The 23,456-nt window shown below is 67.9% G+C and carries 19 protein-coding genes and 1 pseudogene; 11 read left to right on the top strand and 9 right to left on the bottom strand.

Translation table 11 applies throughout. The features are described 5' to 3' along the window. Positions 1 to 3: 3 nt before the first annotated feature. From ON29_RS29410 to ON29_RS29380, 7 genes are all read left to right on the top strand, one after another. Complete coding sequence (locus tag ON29_RS29410) at positions 4 to 1,494, top strand: MCE family protein (protein ID WP_040871282.1); 1,491 nt, start codon at positions 4 to 6, stop codon at positions 1,492 to 1,494. Then, positions 1,491 to 2,534, top strand: coding sequence for an MCE family protein (locus tag ON29_RS29405; RefSeq protein WP_040871280.1), 1,044 nt, complete (start codon positions 1,491 to 1,493; stop codon positions 2,532 to 2,534). The genes ON29_RS29410 and ON29_RS29405 overlap by 4 nt, the downstream gene beginning before the upstream one ends. Further along, positions 2,531 to 3,532 carry an MCE family protein gene (locus ON29_RS29400; RefSeq protein WP_373283939.1) on the top strand — a complete coding sequence of 334 codons (1,002 nt, stop codon included), beginning with the start codon at positions 2,531 to 2,533 and terminating at the stop codon, positions 3,530 to 3,532. Before ON29_RS29405 ends, ON29_RS29400 begins: the two co-directional genes overlap by 4 nt. Next, a complete protein-coding gene (locus tag ON29_RS29395; protein ID WP_040871278.1) occupies positions 3,529 to 4,638 on the top strand; it encodes an MlaD family protein in 1,110 nt (369 codons plus the stop codon). Before ON29_RS29400 ends, ON29_RS29395 begins: the two co-directional genes overlap by 4 nt. A gap of 61 nt (positions 4,639 to 4,699) precedes the next feature. Beyond that, positions 4,700 to 5,737: an MCE family protein gene (locus ON29_RS29390; protein ID WP_245549233.1), complete on the top strand. Its 1,038-nt coding sequence runs from the start codon at positions 4,700 to 4,702 to the stop codon at positions 5,735 to 5,737. Continuing rightward, positions 5,734 to 6,912, top strand: coding sequence for an MlaD family protein (locus ON29_RS29385; RefSeq protein WP_040871275.1), 1,179 nt, complete (start codon positions 5,734 to 5,736; stop codon positions 6,910 to 6,912). Before ON29_RS29390 ends, ON29_RS29385 begins: the two co-directional genes overlap by 4 nt. Before the next feature lie 132 nt (positions 6,913 to 7,044). Then, positions 7,045 to 7,845, top strand: coding sequence for a hypothetical protein (locus ON29_RS29380; protein WP_040871273.1), 801 nt, complete (start codon positions 7,045 to 7,047; stop codon positions 7,843 to 7,845). 72 nt (positions 7,846 to 7,917) lie between these two features. Here the strand turns inward: ON29_RS29380 and ON29_RS29375 are convergent. The 6 genes and pseudogenes from ON29_RS29375 to ON29_RS29350 all read right to left on the bottom strand — a co-directional run bounded on the left by ON29_RS29375 (position 7,918) and on the right by ON29_RS29350 (position 13,611). Continuing rightward, positions 7,918 to 8,489, bottom strand: a pseudogene (locus ON29_RS29375) (ribonuclease H family protein). Positions 8,490 to 8,499: 10 nt separating this feature from the next. Further along, positions 8,500 to 8,970: an SRPBCC family protein gene (locus ON29_RS29370; protein WP_040871272.1), complete on the bottom strand. Its 471-nt coding sequence runs from the start codon at positions 8,968 to 8,970 to the stop codon at positions 8,500 to 8,502. Between the two features lie 138 nt (positions 8,971 to 9,108). Next, on the bottom strand, positions 9,109 to 10,293 hold the full coding sequence (lhgD, locus tag ON29_RS29365; protein WP_040871271.1) for an L-2-hydroxyglutarate dehydrogenase: 1,185 nt from the start codon (positions 10,291 to 10,293) through the stop codon (positions 9,109 to 9,111). A gap of 22 nt (positions 10,294 to 10,315) precedes the next feature. Beyond that, complete coding sequence (locus tag ON29_RS29360; protein WP_157172940.1) at positions 10,316 to 10,987, bottom strand: hypothetical protein; 672 nt, start codon at positions 10,985 to 10,987, stop codon at positions 10,316 to 10,318. A gap of 364 nt (positions 10,988 to 11,351) precedes the next feature. Next, complete coding sequence (locus ON29_RS29355; protein ID WP_040871349.1) at positions 11,352 to 12,143, bottom strand: TIGR03084 family metal-binding protein; 792 nt, start codon at positions 12,141 to 12,143, stop codon at positions 11,352 to 11,354. A 112-nt stretch (positions 12,144 to 12,255) separates the two neighbouring features. After that, positions 12,256 to 13,611: a DUF445 domain-containing protein gene (locus ON29_RS29350; RefSeq protein ID WP_040871268.1), complete on the bottom strand. Its 1,356-nt coding sequence runs from the start codon at positions 13,609 to 13,611 to the stop codon at positions 12,256 to 12,258. 254 nt (positions 13,612 to 13,865) lie between these two features. On the opposite strand from ON29_RS29350, the gene lon reads away from it, so the two are divergent. Continuing rightward, positions 13,866 to 16,196, top strand: coding sequence for an endopeptidase La (gene lon, locus ON29_RS29345; RefSeq protein WP_051175719.1), 2,331 nt, complete (start codon positions 13,866 to 13,868; stop codon positions 16,194 to 16,196). A gap of 194 nt (positions 16,197 to 16,390) precedes the next feature. Here the strand turns inward: lon and ON29_RS29340 are convergent, their stop codons facing one another. Together ON29_RS29340 and ON29_RS29335 are read right to left on the bottom strand one after the other, a co-directional pair. Further along, entirely contained in the window at positions 16,391 to 16,837 is a 447-nt protein-coding gene (locus ON29_RS29340; protein WP_040871265.1) for a PaaI family thioesterase, read from the bottom strand. After that, on the bottom strand, positions 16,834 to 17,418 hold the full coding sequence (locus ON29_RS29335) for a TetR/AcrR family transcriptional regulator (RefSeq protein ID WP_040871264.1): 585 nt from the start codon (positions 17,416 to 17,418) through the stop codon (positions 16,834 to 16,836). The genes ON29_RS29340 and ON29_RS29335 overlap by 4 nt, the downstream gene beginning before the upstream one ends. 70 nt (positions 17,419 to 17,488) lie before the next feature. Between ON29_RS29335 and ON29_RS29330 the strand changes: the two genes are divergently transcribed. The 3 genes from ON29_RS29330 (at position 17,489) to ON29_RS29320 (ending at position 21,365) form a co-directional block, all read left to right on the top strand. After that, positions 17,489 to 18,559 carry a DNA polymerase IV gene (locus ON29_RS29330; RefSeq protein WP_040871262.1) on the top strand — a complete coding sequence of 357 codons (1,071 nt, stop codon included), beginning with the start codon at positions 17,489 to 17,491 and terminating at the stop codon, positions 18,557 to 18,559. A 37-nt stretch (positions 18,560 to 18,596) separates the two neighbouring features. Continuing rightward, complete coding sequence (locus ON29_RS29325) at positions 18,597 to 19,592, top strand: oxidoreductase (protein ID WP_040871348.1); 996 nt, start codon at positions 18,597 to 18,599, stop codon at positions 19,590 to 19,592. A 252-nt stretch (positions 19,593 to 19,844) separates the two neighbouring features. Beyond that, on the top strand, positions 19,845 to 21,365 hold the full coding sequence (locus tag ON29_RS29320) for an alpha/beta hydrolase (RefSeq protein ID WP_157172939.1): 1,521 nt from the start codon (positions 19,845 to 19,847) through the stop codon (positions 21,363 to 21,365). A 9-nt stretch (positions 21,366 to 21,374) separates the two neighbouring features. Here the strand turns inward: ON29_RS29320 and ON29_RS29315 are convergent, their stop codons facing one another. After that, complete coding sequence (locus tag ON29_RS29315) at positions 21,375 to 23,255, bottom strand: ABC transporter ATP-binding protein (RefSeq protein WP_040871344.1); 1,881 nt, start codon at positions 23,253 to 23,255, stop codon at positions 21,375 to 21,377. Positions 23,256 to 23,456 lie beyond the last annotated feature (201 nt).

Here is a 23,456-nt window from a genome sequence, read left to right as displayed (position 1 = left end):
CAGATGATCATCGATCCCAGTGGGCGCGGGCCCACGATGCGGCAGCTGTTCATCGCGGGCGTGTGCGGTCTGGTCGTGTTCGCGCTGGTGCTGAGCTTCCTGATGCTGCGCTACAAAGGGTTCTTCCAGGAGAAGGTCAACGTCACCGCGAACCTGACCACAACGGGTGACGGTCTGCCCGAGCAGGCCGACGTCAAGTTCCGCGGCGTGCTCGTCGGCGCGGTGAAGACCGTCGACATCGCGGCCAAAGGCGAACTGCAGAAGGTCCGGATCGAGATGAAGCCGGAGTTCGCCGACGACATCCCGGCCAACGTGACCGCTCGCGTGGTGCCGAGCAATCTGTTCGCCGTCACCTCCGTCGAACTCGTCTTCAACGGCCCCGCCGACCAGTACCTGCACGAGGGTTCGGTCATCGAGGAAGACCGCAGCAAGGGAACCATCGCGTTGCAGGACACGCTCACCACGGTCCGCAACATCCTCGACAAGATCGATCCGGTGCAGTTCGGCCGGGTGCTGGGCACCCTGTCGCAGGCGCTGGACGGCAGCGGCCGGGTGCCCGGCTCCACCGTCGAGCGGCTGGACCGCTGGCTGCTGGCCGTGGACGAGTCGATTCCCGATCTCGGTGCGCTGCTGGGTGACTTCTCCGCCTCGTTCAACGCGCTCAACCAGTCCGCACCCGAGCTGGTCGACGTGCTCGGCACCTCGGTGCAGACCGCGCGCACCATCGCCGACCGCCGCGGCGAGCTGGTCGCGTTGATCACCGGTACCTCGGGCACCATCGACACGGTCAACGACCTGTTCGCCCGCAACCCGAACGTCGGCATCGAGGTCACCGCGGGCACGAACGACATGTTCGGCGCACTCGCCGCGGACCCGGACGCGATCACCAGGAGCCTGCTGAACCTCAGTGAGACCATGCGCCGGATGGACACCACGTTCAAGTGGGGCCCGCAGAAGCAGCAGGTCTGGGACGCGGGCATCACCCTCACGCCGTACCGGCCCTACACCGTGGCCGACTGCCCGCGCTACGGCGACATGGTCGGGCCGAGCTGCTTCACCGCTCCCGCCGTCGCCGACGTCGGCGAGCTGCCCGAACAGCTGAAGCCGCGCGCGCTCGCCTCGGCTGCCGGGCTTCCCCCGGTCGTGCCGATGCCCGGCCTGCCGCTGATCCCCGGCGTGACCACTCCGGACCCGAACCGCGCCACCGCGGCCGCTCCCACCGGCGGTGCACCCGCTCCGTTCGCGGGCACTCCGCTCGAAGGCCTGTTCCCGATGCTGCCGCAGGGTCTGCTTCCGCCTGCCGCGGCTCCGGCGCCCGTCGCGCCGGCCGCCGCGCCCGAAGGCACCCCCTCGGCGGCGCCGATCTCCTACCGGGGTGACTCGGCGATCCCCGCGCTGCTCGGCCGCAAGCCGACCACCGCCGAATATCTGCTGCTGAGCTCGATTCTGAAGGGCGGAACCATGCAGGTGTCCGACAACGGTGCCGGACGATGAGCATTCGCAAGCCGCTCATCGGCTTCACCATCTTCGCCATCGTGTCGATTCTGGTCACGGTGGTGGTGTGGAACACGCTGGCGCGCATTGTCAACGGGGACACCTACACCTACTCCGCGACGTTCTCCGACGTGCTCGGTTTGCACGAGGGCGACGACGTCCGCATGGCGGGCGTGCGGGTGGGCAAGGTCGAGAAGATCGAGCGGGGCCGCGACGCGAATCTGAAGAAGTCGGTCGCGAAGGTCACCTTCGTCGTGCAGCGCGACCAGACGATCTACAACGACACCAAAGCGCTGGTCCGCTACCAGAACCTGATCGGTCAGCGGTACGTGGCCCTGGCTCCAGGCAAGGCGTCGAGCCCGGCGCCGTTGAAGAACAACGGTTCCATCCCGATCGATCGGACCGAGCCGTCGTTCGATGTGTCCGGTCTGCTCAACGGATTCCAGCCGCTGTTCCAGGTGTTGCAGCCCGAGCAGGTCAACCGGCTGTCGGAGACCTTCATCCAGGCATTGCAGGGCGACGGCGTCTCGTTGAGCGCGTTCATCGTGCAGGCCGCCCAGCTGGCCACCGACTTCCAGCGCAGGGACGCGATCCTGTCCGATGTGATCACCAACCTCTCGGGCGTGATGTCGGGGTTGGCGAAACGAGGTGATGAATTGGAGACCCTGGTGACCCAGACCCGGGCCTTGATCGGCGGGCTGTACGAACAAGGGCAGTCGTTGCTCGGCTCGACCGAGCAGATCGCGTCCGCGACCACGTCGCTGGTCGGCATGATGGACCGGATCCAGCCGAGCCTGCGCACCGCCCAGAACTCCACCAGCGCCGCGTTGACGCTGTTGCTGGACAACGGCGCCAAGCTCGATCAAGCGGCGATCGACCTGCCGAACGTCCTGTCCGCGGCGGGTAGGCACACCTCGGAGGGCGGTTACGCCAACGCCTACCTGTGCGGGCTGGACTTGTCGCTCTACGGTGTCCTCTTTCCCCGCGGTCTGTTCTCGCAGATCGGTGGCACCTCGCACTCGGCGGTGTGCCGCCCATGATGACGAAACTCAGGTCCAGGTTCGAAAGCAACCGGTTCTTCTGGTTGGGCGTCATCGGCGGTGTCCTCATCGTCGTGCTGCTGGTGGTGTCCAGCGTCTACAAGCTCCTCGGCGTCGGCGAGCAGTCGATCAAGGCCGAGTTCGTGCAGGCCGCAGGTATCCGGGTCGGCGACAAGGTGAACATCGCGGGGGTGTCCTCCGGGCGGGTGGTCGACGCCGAACTCGAGGGCAGTCACGTGCTGCTTACGCTGAGCGTCAGCGACGACGTGAAACTCGGCCCGGACGCGCGCGCATCGATCAAGATGGCCACGCTGCTCGGTGCCAGGTACGTCGACCTCGAGCCGGGCGACGGTTCGGGCCTGAAGGGCAAGCGGATCCCGGTGTCCAACACCACGGTGCCGTACAACCTGGCCGACGTCGTGCAGGTCGGCACGCCGAAGTTCGAAGCGCTCGACACCAAGAAGCTGGCCGACTCGCTGAACCTGATCAACGAGCAGATGAACGGCTCGCCCCAGCTCACCGCCCAGGCGCTGGACAGCGTCGGCGCGCTGGCCAAGGTGATCGACAGCCGCAAGGCCGAGGTGGACACCCTGCTGAAGGACTTGGACCGGGTCACCCGGATCCTCGGCGACAACCGCAACAGCATCCTGCTGGTGATCACCCAGGGTGAGGCCATCGCCAATCGGGTGATGGAGCGCCAGGCACTGCTGCGCCAGTTGCTGGACAACGTCGCCGCGCTGACCAAGCAGCTGGAGGCGATCGGCGCAGAGAACAACGATCAGCTCGGCCCGACCATCCAGCAGCTGAACACCATGGCCGAGGGCCTGCAGAAGAACAAGGACAACCTGGATCGGATGCTGTCGATCATGCCGCCGACCCTGCGCTACCTGGCGAACTCCTGGGGCGGCAGCGGTCCATACGGCGATGTCGGCCTGCCGTGGCTGTTCCCGGACAACTGGTTGTGCTTCGCCCAAGTCATCGAGGGGTGCCAGGGATGAGATTCCGCACGGGCTTTCCGCTGAGGACCGTCGCGAAGGCGTTCATGATCAGCGCCGCCGCGCTCACGATCGGCAGCTGTTCGCTGCTGCCGAGTTCGGTGAACAACGCGCTGGGCACCACCCTGCAGTTCACCGCGGACTTCGACAACATCGCGGGCATCTACGAGGGCAATCCGATCACGGTGCTCGGGCTCGACGTCGGCAAGGTCGACAAGATCGTCCCCAAAGGCACCCTGATCGAGGTGCACATGTCCATCGACAAGGACGTGAAGATCCCGAAGGACGCCATCGCCGCGATCATCTCGCCGTCCATCGTGACCGACCGGCACATCGAACTCACCCCGGTCTACACCGGTGGTGCGACCCTGGCCGACGGCGCGCACCTGCCCAAGGCCAGGACCAAGACGCCGGTCGAGCTGGACACGATGATCAAGACCATCGATCAGTTCGCCGCCGCGCTGAAGCCGGAGCCGGGCCAGGAGGGCATCGGCCCGCTGTCGGGCCGGGTGCTCTACCCGATGCTCAACGGCAACGGCGAGAAGATCCGTGACACCCTCAACGCGCTGTCCAGCGCGCTGAAGGTCGGTGTGGACAACAAGGACGCGATCTCCAGCATCATCATCAAGCTGAACGACCTCACCACCATGCTGGCCGACAACGACCAGTCGGTGCGCGATTTCAGCAACCGGGTGACCCAGATGACCGGCCTGCTCGCCGATCAAGCGCCCGGTCTCCAGGCCACGCTCGATCAACTCCTCGCCTTCCTGCGCAACACCAGCACCACGTTCACGCAGTACGAGAGCCAGTTGTCCGGCACGATGACCGGTCTGACCAACGTGACCCAGCAGTTGCGCGACAACGCCTACGGCCTCACCGAAGTCGCCGACCTGGCACCGATGGTCATGCAGAACGTCGACAACATCATCAACCGCGAGCACGGGTACGTCCGGCTGCACGCGGTGATCGGCACCGCGCTGTCGGGTGAGATCGTCAGCCTGTTCTGTGAGCGCATCCAGATGAAGGCCGACGGCTGCCGTACCGGAAACATGCAGGACTTCGGACCCGACTACGGGCTCACCGCCGCACTGCTCGGACTGACGAAATGACGTACCGAATGACGATCAAGGCACACAGGGGACGCTGGTCGCCGTCGCCGCGGTAGCCGGTGTGGCGGTCACCTCCGGCTGCGGGCTCACGGTGGAGAAGCTGCCGTTGCCGAAACCGGGTCAGGGCGGGGAGACCTACACGATCCACGCGGTCTTCGAGAACGCGCTGAACCTGCCCGACCAGGCGAAGGTGAAGATCGGTGGTTCGGATGTCGGCGTGGTCACCGACATCAAGACCAAGAACTTCCAGGCCGTCGTGGACTTGACCATCCGCAAGGACATCGAGTTGCCCAAGGGCAGCACGGCGGAACTGCGTCAGGCCACCCCGCTGGGTGATGTGTTCGTCGCGGTGTCCAAGCCCAAGACCGAACCCGGCGCGGACATGCTGCACGACGGTGACACGCTCACCCTCGACAGCACCTCCGCGGGCGCGACCGTCGAACAGTTGCTCATCTCCGTCTCCATGCTGTTCAACGGCGGCGGCATCGCCAGCCTGTCCAAGCTGGGTTCCGAGCTGGACTCCATCGTCGGCGGCCGCGGCGAGCAGCTCGCCCACCTGATCACCGAGATGACCGGCGTGGTCGGCAGTCTGAACAACAACTCCGCCCGGGTGGACAGTGTGCTCGGTGAGTTCAGCACCCTCGCCAACACCATCGAGGGCAGGCGGTCGGAACTCGGCGAGGTGGCCGACACGCTGCCGCAGATGATCGGCGCCATCGCCGAGAACAACCGGGCCCTCGGCAATCTGCTCGCCAAGTTGTCCACCGCCAGTGCCGCCCTCGGCGATTACGCGAACACCTCGACCGAGAGCTTGAACGGGCTGCTGGAGAACACCCACCAGCTGATGGACGCGATAGCCAAGACCGGTGACGGCTTCGGCGTCCTGCTCGATCGACTACGGGTGCTGCGGCCGAAGGTCGACGCGACCTTCCGCGGCAGCAGCTTCGCGGTGTACGCGACCGCGACCAACCTCGACATCAGCGCGCTCACCGATCCGCAGCACGGCAAGCTCCAGGACCTCAACGACCTGCAGGACTTCGCGGGCAGCCTGATCCAGGTGCTGCAATTGGTGCAGGGCCGGGTGGGAGGACAGCGATGACCTCGGCGCGCAAACTGTTCGGAAGCAAGATCTTCCTGTCGAACGTGGGCCTGGTGCTCGTGCTGCTGGTCGGCGCGACGTACCTGCTGCTGAACGTCATGCGGGTGAACCCGCTGCGGTCCGACTACACCGTCACGGTGAATCTGGATCGTTCCGGTGGTCTGCAACCCGGCAACGACGTGACGTTGCGCGGGTGGCGCATCGGCAAGGTGACATCGATCGAGCTGTCCGATCGCGGCCAGGCCATCGCTGCCACCGCGCAGATCGAGTCGAAGTACAAGATCCCGGTGGACACGCAGATCGCGGTGCAGGCCCTGTCGGGCGCGGGTGAGCAGTACATCGACTTCCGGCCGAATGCCGAAAAGGGGCCGTTTCTGGCCAACGGCGCGGTGATCAAGTTCGATCCGGACAGGATCCACACGCCCACGCCGGTGTGGTCGGTGCTGGACAACTCCAGCGCCCTGATCGCGCAGATCAACCCGGAGCACTTCCAGGTCATCCTGAACGAGCTGGACATCGCGCTCAGCGGCGGCCCGGATCAGCTGCGCGGCCTGGTCAACGGGATCAGCCTGGCGACGGCGGGCCTGGACTCGTTGCTGCCGCAGACCACGAACCTGATCACCAATCTGCGCACCATCGCGAGCACCACGTCCAACGCACAGCCCGATCTGGCCACGCTGACCCGCAACTCCGGCGTGCTGTTCGAGCAGTTCAACAACGCGAACGCGGAATTGCAGCGCGTGCTGGACCAGGCGCCGGGCCAGCTCACCAGCCTCGGCGCGGTGGTGGACCGGACGGCCGATCCGATCACCAGCCTGGCGACCAACTTCCAGGCCATCACGAAGGCGGCGCAGCTGCGGCTGCCCGCGCTGCGCGCGCTGTTCCCCTCGCTCGCGCTCGGTGGCGAGGCGCTCGGCGTCCCGGCGCACGACGGCGAGTTCCACGCGATGATCGACATCTGGCCGCGGCCATTCTGCACCTACAACACTCCGAAGATGCGCAACGAGGTCGTGCAGGACGGCACGATCCCGATGTGGAACTACTGCGAGAACCCGCCGCCGGGTCAGCAGATCCGTGGTGCCGCCAACGCGCCGCGGCCCGACGTGCCCAACAACGGCGCGCACATGCCGCCGGGTGTGGATCCGAACGAGCGGACCCTGCCTCCGGTGCGGTGAGTCGTACCCGGCCCGGCTGTCCTCCCGTCGGGCGGGCATACTCGCCGGTGAAACGCGTAAGGTTCGCTGCCGCGGGCCGCTGAAGCCAATCGGTGCGCACCGATGCGCGCCGGGAAAGTGCAGGTTCTATCGATGTCTACCGACGACGCCGAGACCGACAAGGACGCCGAGACCACGGCCGCCACCTCCGACAAGGGCACCGACGCGGTCTCCGGGAAGTCGGAGGACGCCGCAGGCGCGGCGAAGCCCGAGCTGTCCGAGGCGGAGAAGGCAGACAAGGCCGAGGCCGACGCGAAGCCGGCCGCGAAGAGCGACTCGCCCAAGGCGGCGGCCTCCGCACCGTCCGGCAAGTCCACCTCGATTCCGCTGGTGGCCGCGTTCGTGGCCGGCGTGCTCGCGGTCGCCGCGATCACCGCGGTGGTGGTGTTCTTCCTGCAGGGCAAGGATCGCGGCGACAAGCTCGACGCGATCCGCGACTCCACGAGCGCCGCGTGCACATTCGGCAAAGACGTCTCGGTCTACGACTACTCGAAGAACCTGGACGACTACTTCACCACGGTGAAGGCGGGCTCGACGGGCGAGTTCCTCAAGGAGTTCGACGACGCGACCAAGGCGCTGAAAGACGCCATGGTGCAGGCACAGGTCAAGTCCTGGGCCGACGATGTGCAGTGCGGCTACCAGGCCGGTGACAAGACCTCGGCCAAGGTGCTGGTGACCCTCACGCAGTATCGGACCAACTTCACCCAGGCCAACCCCGAGCGGCAGTTCGTCGTGGTGATCGCCCAGCTGCAGAAGTCCGGTGACAAGTGGCTGGTCGAGAAGCTCGATTCGCCGATGCTGAAGGGTGCCGGTACCGGTCTGCCCGGCGCTCCCGCTCCGGGCGCGCCGCAGCAGGCGCCCTCCGGTCAGCCCGCACCGCAGCCGGGTAACTAGCCGAGCGCCTCCGGCGGTGGGCCGAGCCACCACCGCCGGAGGTCATTCGGGCGGCCTGCGACGATCCGGCGGTCAGAACAGCGTCAAAGCCTGTGGCGCCGACGGCGCGGCCGCCTTCCCCGCGGCCTCGTCTTTCGGCGCTTCCGGCGCCGTCGACGCTTCCTCCACAGTCACCGCGAGCATTTCCACGGTGTTCGCCTCGGCGACGGCCGCGGTGACCGCGGCCTGCCGAGCCGCTTCTCCGGCCAGCGCGTCGGCTTGCTCGTTGAAGTAGTTGCCGACATGACCACGGACCCAACGGAAGCGGACCGGCCCCGGCCTGCTCGAGATGGCCCGATCGATCTGTCGGACGAGTTCGACATTCTTCACCGCGCCACCGGTGGATGTGCGCCAGCCGTTGAGCCGCCAGCCCGACACCCATTCCGAAGCGCATTTGATCGCGTAGAGCGAATCGCTCTCGATGAGCAGGGGTTCGGACCCTGGATGGGCGACGATCGCCTCCAGCACCGCGCGCAACTCCGCGACCTGGTTGGTTCCGGACGCGGCTCCCCGCTGGCAGAGGAGCCCTGATGATTGACCCAAGCCCAGCCGATGGCGCCGCCGGGATTGCGGAGGCAGGATCCGTCGGTGCTCACGATGATCATGGGTGGCACCCTACGCAATCCGACCGACAAGATCGGTACCGTGGAATTCCTCTATCTCCCTCCGTAACCGGGCCTCCGTACGCCGCAGCGCCGATTTGACCGCGGCGTCCACCAAGCCGGTGCTCAGGCGCCCGACCACTCCGCGAGGTGGACTGTACTCCGCCTCGGAGGTCAGCACCGAGCGCCCGTAACCGAGTGGGTCGAAGCGCAGCCGCAGCGTGCCGGAGAACCGTCCGCGCAGCGTGTACCCGATCACCGCGTTGTGGCGGTGTTCGGTGATCTCGCAGGTGGAAGTCGGTTGCCAGATCGCGAAGCGGGTGGTGGTGGCGAAGACCGCGCCGAGTCCGCGGTCCTGGTCGCCGGTCGGTACGAAGTCCGCGATGCCGAACATCCAATCCGGTACGAACAGATGGTTGTCCGTATAGCTGAAAGCGACCTCGACGGGCGCTCCGACGTCACTCGCGTACTTGATGTGGCCCATAGGCCCTCCCTGTCCCACGACTGGCGTCAAAAGTACTACAGCTCTCCTCTTTATTCGAGGGCTCTGCGGGATTTCGTCCGTTATTTCGCCAGGTTGCGACCGAATGGTTGCTTGGGAGAAAAGTCGTTCGCAGCGTCCTCAGAGCTGGTCGACGAGGTGCTCCGCGATCGGCATGGCCGAGGTCGCCGCAGGTGAGGGGGCGTTGAGCAGATGAACCGAGCGCTCGGTGCGCTCGATCATGAAGTCGTGCACCAGCGTTCCGTCCCGCAGCACCGCCTGGGCGCGAATGCCCGCCTCGCGGGGCCGCAGATCGGCGAGCGTCAGCTCCGGACAGTAGCGGCGGCACTGCTCGAGGTATCCACGTTTGAACAGCGAGTTGCGCAGTTCCCGCAGACCGGTGCGCACATTCGCCTTGGCGACGCGATGGAATCCGGCGAATCCGAGCACTTCCCGCGCGTCCCGCAGGTCGACACTGCCTTTGCGGTAGCCCTCCCTCGACAGTCCGAGCACGGCGTTCGGCCCCACGGTCAGCGCTCCGTCGATCGTCGGGCTCAAATGCACGCCGAGGAACGGCAATCCGGGATCCGGGATCGGATAGATCAATGTGCTGACCAGCCCGTTTCGCTCCTGCGGCAGCTGGTAGTACTCGCCGCGGAATGGAACGACGCGAAAGTCGGTGCGCAGTCCGGCCGCCCGCGCCATCCGGTCGGCTTGCAGGCCCGCGCAGACCACCGCGCGGCGAGCCGTCCACGAACCGGCCGGTCCCGCGGCGGTCACGGTATCCGAAGTCTCGGTGAGGGTGGCGACCTCGGCGCCCAGCACGAATTCACCACCCGCGCTGCGGACTTCCTCGGCGAGCGCTTCGGTCACCCGGGTGAAGTCGACGATGCCGGTGTCGGGGACGAAGAGGGCCCCCACGCCGGTGACGCGCGGTTCCCGCCGCGTGAGCTCCGCGGCGTCGATCAGTTCGACGGCCACACCGTTGGTGATCGAGCGTTCGTGCAGCGCGAGCATGCGTCCGTATTCGGCGTCGTCCGTGGCGACCAGTAGTTTTCCGCAGACGCGGTAAGGAATGTCGTGGGCGGCCGCGAATTCCTTGGTCCAGCGAGCGCCCCGGCGGCACAGCGTGGCCTTCAGGCTGCTGGGCGGATAGTAGATGCCGGAGTGGATGACTCCGCTGTTGTGGCCGGTCTGATGGGCGGCGAGCCGCTGGGCTTTCTCCAGCAGCACCAGGCTCGCACCGGGATTGCGCGCCAGGATCCGGTGCGCGGTCGCGACGCCGACGATGCCGCCGCCGATGACGCAGAAGTCGTAGGCGCTCATGCCGAGCAGGGTAAGCGGTAGCTCACACGGCGGTGGAATCCGCTCCGCCGTGCGCGGCGGCGGGTGCGCGGTCGGTGGTCCGCTGTTCGAGGTCACCGCTGGGGCCGGGCGTGGCGCGCCGGTTCAAGCGCAGGTCGTGCTCGCCCAGTCGCGGATCGGAGAACGCCATTCGCACTTCACCGCTGTGGGTATCGAGATCGGTGCGCATCATGGTCACGGCCGGCAGCTCCGACGTGGGGCCGGAGGAGCGGAGGTAACCCGGCAGCATGATCAAAGCGTTGGTGTCCACGGTGACCGAGACGGTGTCGTCCTCGACCTGGGCGACCTGCGCGCCGACATAGGCGTCGCCGAATCGCACCTTGCCGCCGACAGGTGTGGGAGCGGTCGGCGCGGTAGGCGAATCTACATGCGGCGCGGTGATTTCCGGCTCGGCGGCACGCGGAACCGAAGCAGCCGCGGGCAGGACGAAACTGGTGCCGGTCAGTACCGGATAGGGGGTGTAACGGCGGCCATGGTCGGGCTCGTCCGGGGCGGCCGGAGTGACCGGCGCGGCGATCCGAGTCGCCGGGCGCTGCATATCGGCGATCTGCTGTACGACATACGCGCCCGCCACGACGGTCAGGCTCAAGCTGGCGGCACCGGCGAGCACGATGGCGGCATGCCGCGCGACCTGGGCAGGTCGATGTGCTTTCACGATGCGTTCCTTTCGCTGCGACGCTGCTCCCCACAGCGACCAGCACCCCGGGAAGCTGTACGCCCGTTCAGATTACCTGTGGGATCGGGCGGGGTGCCGCATCGAAGAGAGCAGGATCACAGCCGGCGTGGCGAAAGACGGCGTGGCCGCGATGGGATACCAGGCGTCACCGCGCCGTACATGGCGTCGATGTTTCCGTGAACGCACGGGCGGGTAAATAGTCGGGTAGCTGGCGAGCGCCATTCTCGACTGCCACTCGAGACACCCGGCCAACGGCGTCCGGCCGTCGACATGAACACGGCGCACCCAAGTGTGGCGCTCGCCCGCTCCGAAGCGTCGTCGACGGGCCGGGGGTGCAGGCGGGTCAGGCGAACTGGCCCGCTGCCCTTCCGGCACCCGTCGGACCCGCGAAAGCCTGTGCGAGAGTGAGCCATTCCGCGGCGTCGTCGCCGTGCGTCACGAGCGCCAGATCGTCAGGATGGCGGCGTTGGGTCACCAGCATGCAGAAATCGAGCGCCGGTCCGGTCACGCGCTGTTCGGCGTCCTCGGGCCCCCACCCCCAGATCGTGCGATCCGGTGCGGTCAATTCGACCCGGAATTCCGCCGCGGGCGGCGTCTTTCCGTGCACGGTGTAGGCGAAGTTCCTGGTGCGCACGCCGATATGAGCCACGGTGCGCAGCCGCTCCGTGGCCGTGCGGTGTACGCCGAGGGCATCGGCCACATCCTGCCCGTGCGCCCAGGTCTCCATGATGCGGGCGCTGATCATCGACGCGGCGCTCATCGGCGGACCGAACCACGGCAACTTGACACCGGCAGGCGCGGCGCGCAGCGCGGCGATGAGCGAGGCGCGTCCACGCCGCCATCGATCCAGCAGATCGGCGGGCGGTTCGGCCGCGGCCTTCTCGGCGGCCTCGTCGACGAACGTGAGCGCACGGGGCCCCGCTTCGGTCAGCAACTCCCCGAAGCGCGCGGCATCCGCGGTGGCGATCGTCGCGATCTCGTCGGTCCAGGCCAGATGCCCGATCTGATGGGCGATGGTCCAACCGGGCGCGGGTGTGGCGCGCGCCCACTCCTCGGGCGCCAACGGGCCGACGAGTCGTTCGAGGTCCGCGCATTCGTCGGCGAAGTCGCCGAGCAGCGCCTCTAGGTCAGCCATCAGTTCCCCTGCCGCTACCGGGCGCACCGCCTCGTGCGCCGCCGCGTCCAGCATCGCAGCGAGGCCAAAAAAAGGCAAGCGCGCTTGTTTTATATTGAGCGGCGCAGGCCTGCTACCAGCCGAAAATCACCAGGTGGGCGGCTCCGACCACGAGCCCGAGGACCGCGCCGTGCAGATACAGCAGCCACGCGTCCTGTTCCACGGACGCGTAGAACATCTCCATGAACTCCCCCGGCGTGAGCCGCCGCAACTTACGCGCCGCGAATTCATCGATGGTTTTGGCCTGCTCCCGGGTGAACTCCTCGTCCTCGACCAGGGTCGGGGCCAAGCCGACCGCCGCGCCCGCCGCGCCCACCGTGAGGTTGTCGAACTGGCGGCGTCCCAGGGCGGCCCGCACCAGGGTGGTGGTCGGGCCGAGCTGGCGATTGATCTCGTCGGCGATCAAGCGCTCCAGCAACTGCCTGGTCTTGTCCCCGTTCGGGCCCTCCAGCAGTTCCTTGGACAAGTTGGGCAGCGTCAGCACCTGGTAGGCCAGGATGTGCGCCAGATCGGTGGCCGCCTGCGGCTGCCGTTTCGCCAGCAGCGCTTGCTTCCACAGGTACTTGTACCTCGGTTGCGGATCGCCCGGCTCGAACACCATCTTCACCGCGATGACGTTCACGATCACACCGATCGCCGCCGACGCGAGCAGTACGATCACCCAGCCCGGCACCCAGCCCAGCACCGGAATGTTCTGGTGCACATGCATGTACAGCGCCAGCAGCACGCCGAAGGGCGCGCCGAGCAAGCCGACACGGACCATGAACCGCAGCTCGGGCGCCGCGATGGTGGTGGTGAGGTCCTTCAGGATCGTCGGGTTGTCCTCCAGGTAACGGATCACGAAGCCCTTGATCCCGATCAGCTGGTCGACATTGTCGCCGAGCGAGGCGAACGCGCGACGCGACAGGGCGGGCAGTTCGCGATCCACCCGCTGGTAGATCAGCTGCTTGGCGGCGCGCGGCACGCTGCGCCACAGGTCCGGGTTCTCCCGGTACATCAGCTCGTCCACCAGCGGTCGCACCTGCTCCCGCGCCAGCACCGCGATGTAGTCGGCGATACCGTCGAGATCGAGTTCGTGGATGAAGTCCTTCGGACTGCCGATCCGCATCAGCGCCTTGTCCACGCAGATGCTGGCCATCTTCTCCGCGCGTGCCGGGATGAAGCCCTGGAAGCCGAGGCGGCGGCCGTCGCCGGAAAAGGTCGGCAGCACCTGGACCCGCCGCGGGAAGTACGGGTAGAGCACGTGCAGGCCGGGAATGCGAACGCCGCGAAACCGGATCGGCCAGAACAGCATCAGCACGCCGGTCCAGTTGGTCAGCCAGCCCGCCAGCGCGCTGAAGATCGGAAACGTGATCAGGTCGACCACGAACTTCGGCTGCCCGGTCAAGCTCTCCCAGTCGATGAACACGCCGGCGGCGAGCGACGACATCGATGGGACTCCCTAAGCCGATCCGGCGGTACCGCCGGTATGAGATACCAAGGCCCCCACGTTCTCATTGCCTTGGAGGGGGTGTCAACGCGAAGCGGGACTTCGCCGTCAGCGAACGGACCGGTCGGGGCGGAACAAACCCGGGCACCCCGGGGTTGAGTAGGCATCGCTCAACTTTTGGAAGGGTCGAAGACGTGACTACACCACAGAACCTGCCGGTGCTGTTCCTGACCGATCCGATCGTGCTGCCGGGCATGGTCGTGCCCATCGAACTGGACGAATCGGCGCAGGCCGCGATCGATGCCGCACAGGCCGCCAAGACCGAAGCCGTGCTGCTCGCGCCGCGGTTGAACGAGGGCTACGCCACCTACGGTGTGGTCGCCACCATCGAACAGGTCGGCCGTATGCGCGGCGGAGCCCCGGCGGCCGTCCTCAAGGCCGAACGGCGCGCCAAGATCGGGCACGGGGTCACCGGCCCGGGCGCCGCGCTGTGGGTCGAGGCCGAGCCGGTCGAGACGCCCACCCCCGACGGCCGCACCAAGGAACTGGCCGCGGAGTACAAGAAGCTGGTCGTCTCGGTGCTGCAACGCCGCGAGGCCTGGCAGATCATCGACGCGGTCAATCAGCTGACCGACCCGTCGGCCATCGCCGACACCGCCGGCTACGCCCCGTACCTGACCGCTGACCAGAAGCGGGAGCTGCTCGAGACCCCCGAAGTGGCCGAGCGGCTCACCACCCTGATCGAGTGGACCAAAGCGCACATCGCCGAGGCCGAGATCAGCGAGAAGATCAGCGAGGACGTTCGCGAGGGGATGGAGAAGAGCCAGCGCGAATTCCTGCTGCGCCAGCAACTCAACGCCATCCGCAAGGAACTCGGCGAGGACGAGCCGGACGGCGCGGACGACTACCGCACCCGCGTCGAGCAGGCCGATCTGCCCGGCAGCGTCCGCGAGGCGGCGCTGCGCGAGGTCGGCAGACTGGAGCGCGCCAGCGATCAGAGCCCGGAATCGGGCTGGATCCGGACCTGGCTGGACACCGTGCTGGAGCTGCCGTGGACGGTGAAGACCACCGACAGCACCGACGTCTCGGCCGCCCGCGCCGTCCTGGACGCCGACCACCACGGCTTGGACGAGGTCAAGGACCGCATGGTCGAGTACCTGGCCGTCCGCGCTCGCCGCGCCGCCCGCGGCCTGGAGGTCGTCGGCGGACGAGGGTCCGGCGCGGTGCTGGTGCTGGTCGGCCCGCCCGGCGTCGGCAAGACCTCGCTGGGTGAGTCCGTCGCGCGCGCACTCGGCCGAAAGTTCGTCCGCGTGGCCCTGGGCGGCGTGCGCGACGAAGCCGAGATTCGTGGCCACCGCCGTACCTACGTCGGCGCGCTGCCCGGCCGCATCGTCCGCGCCATGAAGGAAGCCGGATCGATGAACCCGGTCGTCCTGCTGGACGAGATCGACAAGGTCGGCTCGGACTTCCGCGGCGACCCGGCGGCCGCCCTGCTCGAGGTGCTGGACCCGGCGCAGAACCACACCTTCCGCGACCACTACCTGGATCTGGACCTCGACCTGTCCGACGTGCTGTTCATCGCGACCGCGAACGTCATGGAGACCATCCCCGGCCCGCTGCTGGACCGGATGGAACTGATCACCGTCGACGGCTACACCGAGGACGACAAGGTGGCCATCGCGCGCGACTTCCTGGTGCCGCGGCAACTGGAGCGCAACGCGCTGACCGCCGAGGAGGTGACGATCAGCGAGGAGGCGCTGCGCGAGATCGCCGCCAACTACACCAGGGAGGCGGGCGTCCGGCAGATGGAACGACTGATCGCCAAGGCGCTGCGCAAGGCGGCGACCCGGCTGTCCGAGCGCGTAACCGTTCCCGCGGCGGCGGGTTACGACCCGGACCTGGGCTACGAGGTGGATACCGACACCTTGACGATCGGTCTGGCCGACTTGAAGGACTACCTGGGTCGCCCGCGCTTCACCCCTGACTCGGTCGAACGCACGGCCGTCCCAGGGGTGGCCACCGGTCTCGCCGTGACCGGCGCAGGCGGCGACGTCCTCTACATCGAGGCGAACGCCGCCGAGGGTGAGCGCTCGCTGACCCTCACCGGCCAGCTCGGCGACGTCATGAAGGAGTCCGCGCAGATCGCGCTGACCTACGTGCGCTCGCACCTGGAGGAGATCGGCATCGAGCCGACGGTGCTGGATCGCAATATCCACATCCACTTCCCGGCCGGCGCGGTACCCAAGGACGGCCCGTCCGCGGGCGTCACGATGGTCACCGCCCTGGTGTCGCTGGCGCTGGGACGGCAAGTGCGATCGGACGTCGGCATGACCGGTGAGGTCACGCTGAACGGACGGGTGCTGCCGATCGGCGGCGTGAAGCAGAAGCTGCTCGCCGCTCAGCGGGCCGGATTGAAGACGGTGTTCATCCCGGCGCGCAACGAGCCGGATCTGGACGACGTCCCGGCGGAAGTGCTGGCCGCGCTGGATGTCCGCCCCGTCGCCGACGTGGCCGACATCCTCGCCTACGCCATCGAACCGGTGGCCGAACCCGCGTTGGGGCCTGCCTTCGCGGCTACTGCCTGACCTGGGCTGGAACGGCCGGGCACGGAAACTCCGTGCCCGGCCGTTCGCATGCTGCGAGCGGGCGGACAGACGGGCGCTGTGCGGTCATAGGTCGCGGCTGATAATGCGCTCGGTTTCGTCGCAGCGGACGGTTGGGGCGGCTCATGTCACCGGACAATCATGCCGATCTACGGGCAGCGAGCGGATCGTTGCGATCATGTACCGCTTCCGGCCAGATCGGCTTCCGCGAGCCGGGTGGTGCCCTGGGCCACCGCACACAAAACGGGTTCGCGGCCCGCGCTTTCCGCGTAGATCTCGCAGTGGGCGACCGCTTGGCGGCGCGTCGCGCCGGTGACAGCTGCCTCGACGCGCAAACGCTCGCCCGCGGCGGGGCGGAGGTAGGTGATGGTGACACCGCCGGTGAGCACATTCGCGCCGAGCACCGTACCGGCGGCGAAGGTGAGGGCGTTGTCGGCGGCGTAGGCGAGCACGCCGCCGTGCACGTAACCGAATTGCTGGGTCAATTCGCGGCGGAGGGGAATGACCAGGGTGGCCGCGCCGTCGCCGAACGCGGTGATCTGGGTGCCCACCAGTGTGGCGAAGGGCTGCGCGGCCAGTATCTTCTCGGCGCTGTCCAGGTCTAGGGCCATGGTTGTCGTCATCGGGAGACCTCCGCTGCGGCTCGGGTGCGATCGGCGGCGAGGGCGAGCCAGGCGGCGTCGGCGAGTTCGCCCGCGGCTTCGGCCGGGCCGACGCGCATTTCGCCGCCCAGCCACTGTCGCGTGTATTCCTGCGCGGGGCCCAGCCACAGCGCGTAGACCAGATCGATCGGAAGATCACGCACCGCCCCGTATCCGGCGTGCGTGCGCCACCACCGCGTCACGTCGGAAAGGAAGCGGCGATTGCTTTCGCTCTCGCGCACCCCTGGCGGACGCGCGGAGGTGAGCACGGTTGCGCGGTATTGATTCTCGCCGACCCACCGCAGGTGCTCGCGCACGCCCTCGGTGACGCCCGCGCGCGCGTCGGTGCTGTCGCCGACCGCTGCCCAGAAATGCTCCTGGTAGTCCGCGAGCGCGTTGGCCCACACCTGCCGGTACAGGTCGGCCTTGTCCGGGAAGTGGTGATAGAGCGCGCCGACGCTGGCGCCCGCCGCGGCGCGGATCTGCGTCAGCGTCGCGTCGAGCGCACCGTGCTCGGCGAACTGGCGCTCGGCCGCCAACAGCAACCGATCTCGAATCTTCATAACCAGAATTTAGTTCTGTTCTGTGTTTCGCGCAATGCGCGATGTCGCAGCACTGGGGTAAGAACGGGGTGTGGCCAGATGGCTGTTGCACGTCGATCTCGACCAGTTCCAGGCGGCGGTGGAGTTCCGCCGCCATCCGGAACTGCGGGGACTGCCGGTCATCGTCGGCGGCCACGGCGATCCCACCGAACCGCGCAAGGTGGTGACCTGCGCGTCCTATCCGGCGCGCGCGTTCGGTGTGCGGGCCGGGATGCCGCTGCGCAGCGCCCAGCGCAAGTGCCCCGAGGGCGTGTTCCTTCCGCTCGACATGACCGCCTACGAGGACGCCTCGGACGAGGTCATGGCGCTGCTGCGGACGTTTCCGGGACGGGTCGAGGTGTGGGGCTGGGACGAGGCGTTCCTCGCCGCCGACACCGACGACCCGGAGGCCCTCGCGCAGCGGGTGCGCGGCGCCATCGCCGGACTCGAACTGACCTGTTCGATCGGCATCGGTGACAACAAACTCACCGCCAAGCTCGCGACCGGGTTCGCCAAGTCGGCGGGCAAGTCGTCGGCCGAGCCCGACGCCGGTGCGGGCGCGGCGGCGGGCGTCTTCCGGCTCACCGCCGAGAACTGGACCGAAGTGATGGCCCATCGCCCGACAGACGCGCTGTGGGGTATCGGCACGCGTATCGCCGCACGGCTCGCCGAGCTGGACATCCGGACCGTCGGCGACCTGATGGCCGCCGACCGCCATCGTCTCGCCGCGGAATTCGGGCCGAACACCGGGCCGTATCTCTGGGTGCTCGGCCACGGCAAAGGCGATACGGACGTCACCACCGAACCGCGAATACCCTTGGGCCGCAGCAAGTCCGAGACGTTTCCCCACGACCTGACCGATCCCGGCGAGATCCGCGCGCAAGTGGCACGGCTGGCTACCGAGGTCGCCGAGGAGATGGCCGCGGCGGGCCGGATCGGCACCCGGGTTTCCGTGACGGTGCGCACCAATACCTTCTACACCCGCAGCAAGCAGGAGAAACTGCCCGAGCCGACCATCGACGGCGCGCGGATCGCCGAGACCGCGCTGCGCATCATCGAACGGTTCGACCTCGACCGCCCGGTTCGTCTGCTCGGCGTCCGGCTCGAACTCCTGCCGCAGTAGCGCCCGGACCCGTCCGGACCCTCGTATGCTCGTGCGCATGGAGTTCTGGGCGATGGTGGCACACGAGACGGATAGCGGGATCGTCCTGACCCGGCAGCAGGTCAACGAGGATTTCCTCGGGCCGGGCGACGTGACGATCAAAGTGCACTACTCGAGCGCGAACTACAAGGACGGTCTGGCGATCACCAAGGGCGGCGGGGTGGTGCGCAACTACCCGATCGTGCCCGGGATCGATCTCGTCGGCGAAGTGGTCGAGTCCGCCGACGACGATTTCGCCCCCGGCGACCAGGTGATCGCGCACGGATACGACATCGGGGTTTCGCACAACGGCGGCTTCGCCGAATACGCCAGGGTGCCGGCCGAATGGGTGGTCAAGCTGGCGGATCTGAGTCTCCGTGACGCGGCCGCGCTCGGCACAGCGGGGTTCACCGCGGCCCTGAGCGTGCAGGCCCTGCTCGATCGTGGCCTCACCCCGGACGCGGGCCCGGTGCTGGTCACCGGCGCGACCGGCGGGGTCGGCAGCGTGAGCATCGACATCCTCTCCGGCCTCGGCTTCGAAGTGATCGCTTCCACCGGAAAGACCGACGCGAGCGATCTGCTCAGCGAGATCGGCGCGAACGAAGTGATCGGCAGGTTGCCCGAAGATCCGAACGCCAAGCCGCGGCCGTTGACCAAAGCGCGGTGGGCCGCGGCCGTGGACAGCGTCGGCGGCGCCTCGCTCGCCTATATATTGAGCGCCATCGGCTACGGCGGCGTGGTCGCGGCCAGCGGGCTCACCGGCGGAGCGGAACTGCCCACCACGGTGATGCCGTTCATCCTGCGCGGCGTCGCGCTCGAGGGCATCGACTCGGTCAACCTCCCGATCGAACGTCGCCGCGAGGTATGGTCCCGGCTCGGCAAAGAGCTTCGCCCGCAGCATCTTTCGTCACTGGCGAATTACGCTCCGATCACCGGGGCCGAGAAGGTGTTGCGCTCGATCCAAAGCGGCAACCACCGCGGGCGCACCGTGATCGGCGTCCTCGGCGAATTCTGATCCGCCGGTTCTCGGCGTACTTCGGTAGGGCTTGGACGAATCCGCAGCCCAGAAGCCCGGCTCGAACGAATCGAGCCGGGCTTCGCTGATCGGTCTCCCGCTGCGAAGGACTACGCGCGGTGATCTTCGCACCATGGATGACCGGCGAGCCGAACACGCCGCGCGGGGGAAGGCGCTGCCACCCTCGCGGGCCCTGATCCGATACGGTTCTTCGGCAAGCATGTGATCGCACCGGCCGAGAGGCGAACTTCGTTGTCCGCGAATCTGTTCTGGCGCTCGATGTCGATAGTGGCGGTTTCCGCGTTGCTCGCCGCGCCCACGTACGGCCGGGCCGATCCGGTGGCCGACCCGCAGCCGAACAGCTCGGACCGGTTCTATCACCAGACGCTCGAATGGAAACCGTGCGGCGTCGAGAATCTGGACAAGGCCGGGGGCGAGTGCGCGAATGTCCAGGTGCCGCTCGACTACGGGCGGCCCGGGGATCGCACGATCAACCTGGCGATCTCCCGGGTGAAGGCGAGCGATCCGGCGCGGCGGCGGGGAATCCTGCTGTCCAATCCCGGCGGTCCGGGCGGCCCGGGACTGGACAGTGTGGATCTGCTCGGTGATGTGCTGTCGCCGGACGTGCTGGCGAGCTACGACCTGATCGGGATGGACCCGCGCGGGGTCGGCGAGTCCAGCCGGAGTCCGCGGTGCGGGTGGCCGGTCGGCGAGATGATCCGGTCGGCGGGCCTCGACCCGCTCGGCTTCCTGCACGACACCGTCCAATCCGCGGGCATGGCCGCCACGTGCGTGGTTCGCGATCCAGAGCTGGTGCGGCAGTTCACCACTCGCAACACGGCGCGGGACATGGACGTGGTCCGAGCCGCCTTGGGCGAGCAGAAGGTCAACTTCTACGGCTTGTCCTACGGCACGTATCTCGGGGCGGTGTTCACCCAGATGTTCCCCGAGCGCAGTGATCGAATCGTGCTCGACAGCGCTATCGACCCGGACCGGTACTGGGAGGGCTTGGTCCAGGACTGGGGTCCCTCGGACGAGATCGCGCTGGACGATTGGGCGGTGTGGGCCGCAGCCCGGGACGAAGAGTTCCGGCTCGGTGCGACGCCGCAGCAGGTGCGCGCGAAGGTCGAGGAGCTGGTCCGCGTCGTCAACCGCAGGCCGATCGTCATCGATGACTTCGCGATCGACGACCACTGGTTGCCGTTCATCCTGCACACCTTGCTGTGGAACTTCCGGCTGAACGAACCGTTGGCCGCGACGGTGCGCGAGCTCGCCGACGACGCCGGCGGCCCGCCCACCGCCTCGCGTACGCCGCGGCTGGGCGCCATCGTGGCGGCGCTGCGGGATAACGAGAACTCCGTGCTGGCGCAGATCGCCTGCGGCGATGTCGGCGCACCCATCGATCCCACGTGGTACTGGCGCAACATCGAGGAGAGCCGGGCCACGCAACCGGTTTTCGGCGCGCTGGCGGGCAACATCCAGCCGTGCGCCTTCTGGCCTCGGCCGGTCGAACCGCCGACGGTGGTCCGGAATGCGGTGCCCGTGCTCATCGTGCAGGCGACGGGAGATCCGCGCACTCCCTACGCCCACGCCGTCCGGCTGCACGAGTATCTGTCGGCGTCGCGGATGGTCACCCTGGAAGACGTCCGCATCCACATGACCTTCCGGCCCGAGTTGAGCAGCTGTGTGAACCACGCGATCAACGCCTACTTCGGCGCGGGAACCCTGCCGGACACCGACACCACCTGTACCGCGGACCGGACGGCGAGCTAGGACGGCGGGTCAGGCCGCCGCCGTGACGGGCTCCTCGGCGAACTGGGTGCGGTACAGCTCCGCGTAGCGGCCATCGGCGGCCAGCAGTTGGGTATGCGTGCCGCGCTCGATGATCCGGCCCTCCTCCAGCACCAGGATCTGGTCGGCAGCGCGGATCGTGGACAGCCGATGCGCGATCACCAGCGCGGTCCTGCCCTCCAGCGCTTCGCTCAGTGCCTCCTGCACGGCGGCTTCGGAGGTCGAGTCCAGTGACGCCGTCGCCTCGTCCAGGATCACCACGCGCGGTTGCTTGAGCAGCAGGCGCGCGATGGTCAGCCGCTGCCGCTCACCGCCGGAGAGCCGGTAGCCGCGCTCGCCGACCACCGTCTCCAACCCGTCCGGCAACGAAGCGACCAGGTCGCGCAGCCGGGCGCGTTCCAAGGCGTCCCACAGCTCGTCCTCCGTGGCCTCCGGGCGCGCGAGCAGCAGATTGGCCCGGATGGTCTCGTGGAACAGGTGCCCGTCCTGGGTGACCAGGCCGACCGTCTCACGGATCGATCGGGTGCTCAGCTCGCGCACGTCCGCGCCGTTCAACCGCACCGCACCGCCGTCGACGTCGTAGAGCCGGGAGACCAGCTGTGCGATGGTCGACTTGCCCGCACCGGACGAGCCGACCAGCGCGATCAGCTGACCGGGCTCGGCGCGCAGCGACACCTCGTGCAGCACCTCCACCCCGCCGCGAGTGTCGAGATTCGCCACGTCCTCCAGCGAGGCCAGCGACACCTTGTCGGCCGACGGGTAGCCGAAGCTCACCGCGTCCAGCTCCACCGCCACCGGACCGGCCGGAACGGGCTTCGCGCCGGGCGCGTCTTCGATCAGCGGCTTCAGGTCGAGCACTTCGAAGACGCGCTCGAAGCTCACCAGCGCGGCCATGACCTCCATCCGGGCACTGGCCAGCGCGGTCAGCGGGGTGTAGAGCCTGGTCAACAGCAACGACAGCGAGACAACCGCGCCCGCGTCCAACTGCCCGCGCAGCGCGTACCAGCCGCCGAGCCCGTACACCAAGGCGATCGCCAGCGCCGACACCAGCGTGAGGGAGGTGACGAAAAAGGTTTGCAGCATCGCGGTGCGCACGCCGATATCGCGCACCCGGCGGGCCCGCAGCGCGAACTCGCCGGACTCCTGCTCCGGACGGCCGAAGAGCTTGACCAGCGTCGCGCCCGGCGCCGAGAACCGCTCGGTCATCTGGGTGCTCATCGCCGCGTTCAGCCGCGCCGCCTCCCGCTGCATGTCCGCCAAGCGGTTGCCCATCCGGCGCGCCGGAAACACGAACACCGGAAGCAGAACCAGCGCGAGCAACGTGATCTGCCACGAGATGCTCAGCATCACCCCGAGCGTCAGCGCGAGGGTGACGAGGTTGGCCACCACGCCGGACAGGGTGTCGCTGAACGCGCGCTGCGCGCCGATGACGTCATTGTTCAAGCGGCTGACCAGTGCGCCGGTCCTGGTTCGGGTGAAGAAGGCGACGGGCATCTTCTGCACGTGATCGAACACGGCGGTGCGCAGATCGAGGATGAGCCCCTCGCCGATCCGTGCCGACATCCATCGGGTCGCCAACCCGAGCCCCGCGTCGAACACCGCGAGCGCGCCGATCACCAGCGCGAGGACGACCACCACCCGCGGCGCCGCGCCGCCGACGATGTCGTTGACCACCCGGCCCGCCAGCACCGGCGTCGCCACGGCGAGAACCGCGGACACCACGCTGAACAGCAAGAACGCGCCGATCCTGCGGCGGTGCGGCGCCGCGAACCGGATGATGCGCCGGGCGGTGGCGAAGCGGAACGGCCGCTGTTCCCGCGGCGCGTTCGCCCGCCGGTACATCTGGCTCCACGCCACGGATTCGATGCTCACGTTGCTCTCCCTCTCGCTTCCCACCCATCCAAGACCTGGCCACCGACACTAGGACCTCAACAATGGTTGAGTTCAAGTCGATTCCGGACGCACGCCGTTTCCGCCGAGAGCGAAACCGGCCGTAGCCCGCATACTCGATCCACCCCGGCGGTCACTCGGACGCGAGCCATAAGGGGCCGCGAACACCCAGCACCGCGGACG

It is taken from the genome of Nocardia exalbida NBRC 100660 (genome assembly GCF_000308575.1).
GTDB lineage: Bacteria > Actinomycetota > Actinomycetes > Mycobacteriales > Mycobacteriaceae > Nocardia > Nocardia exalbida.
Note: the sequence above shows the minus strand (reverse complement) of the source record. Positions and strands in the feature narration are given on the sequence as shown.

Bases quoted from the DNA above. Each gene is read 5' to 3' on its own strand.
- ON29_RS29410 (WP_040871282.1), top strand. From the start codon at position 4: ATGATCATCGATCCCAGTGGGCGCGGGCCCACGATGCGGCAGCTGTTC.
- ON29_RS29405 (WP_040871280.1), top strand. From the start codon at position 1,491: ATGAGCATTCGCAAGCCGCTCATCGGCTTCACCATCTTCGCCATCGTG.
- ON29_RS29400 (WP_373283939.1), top strand. From the start codon at position 2,531: ATGATGACGAAACTCAGGTCCAGGTTCGAAAGCAACCGGTTCTTCTGG.
- ON29_RS29395 (WP_040871278.1), top strand. From the start codon at position 3,529: ATGAGATTCCGCACGGGCTTTCCGCTGAGGACCGTCGCGAAGGCGTTC.
- ON29_RS29385 (WP_040871275.1), top strand. From the start codon at position 5,734: ATGACCTCGGCGCGCAAACTGTTCGGAAGCAAGATCTTCCTGTCGAAC.
- ON29_RS29380 (WP_040871273.1), top strand. From the start codon at position 7,045: ATGTCTACCGACGACGCCGAGACCGACAAGGACGCCGAGACCACGGCC.
- ON29_RS29370 (WP_040871272.1), bottom strand. From the start codon at position 8,970: ATGGGCCACATCAAGTACGCGAGTGACGTCGGAGCGCCCGTCGAGGTC.
- lhgD (WP_040871271.1), bottom strand. From the start codon at position 10,293: ATGAGCGCCTACGACTTCTGCGTCATCGGCGGCGGCATCGTCGGCGTC.
- ON29_RS29355 (WP_040871349.1), bottom strand. From the start codon at position 12,143: ATGGCTGACCTAGAGGCGCTGCTCGGCGACTTCGCCGACGAATGCGCG.
- ON29_RS29350 (WP_040871268.1), bottom strand. From the start codon at position 13,611: ATGTCGTCGCTCGCCGCCGGCGTGTTCATCGACTGGGAGAGCTTGACC.
- lon (WP_051175719.1), top strand. From the start codon at position 13,866: ATGGTCGTGCCCATCGAACTGGACGAATCGGCGCAGGCCGCGATCGAT.
- ON29_RS29340 (WP_040871265.1), bottom strand. From the start codon at position 16,837: ATGACGACAACCATGGCCCTAGACCTGGACAGCGCCGAGAAGATACTG.
- ON29_RS29335 (WP_040871264.1), bottom strand. From the start codon at position 17,418: ATGAAGATTCGAGATCGGTTGCTGTTGGCGGCCGAGCGCCAGTTCGCC.
- ON29_RS29325 (WP_040871348.1), top strand. From the start codon at position 18,597: ATGGAGTTCTGGGCGATGGTGGCACACGAGACGGATAGCGGGATCGTC.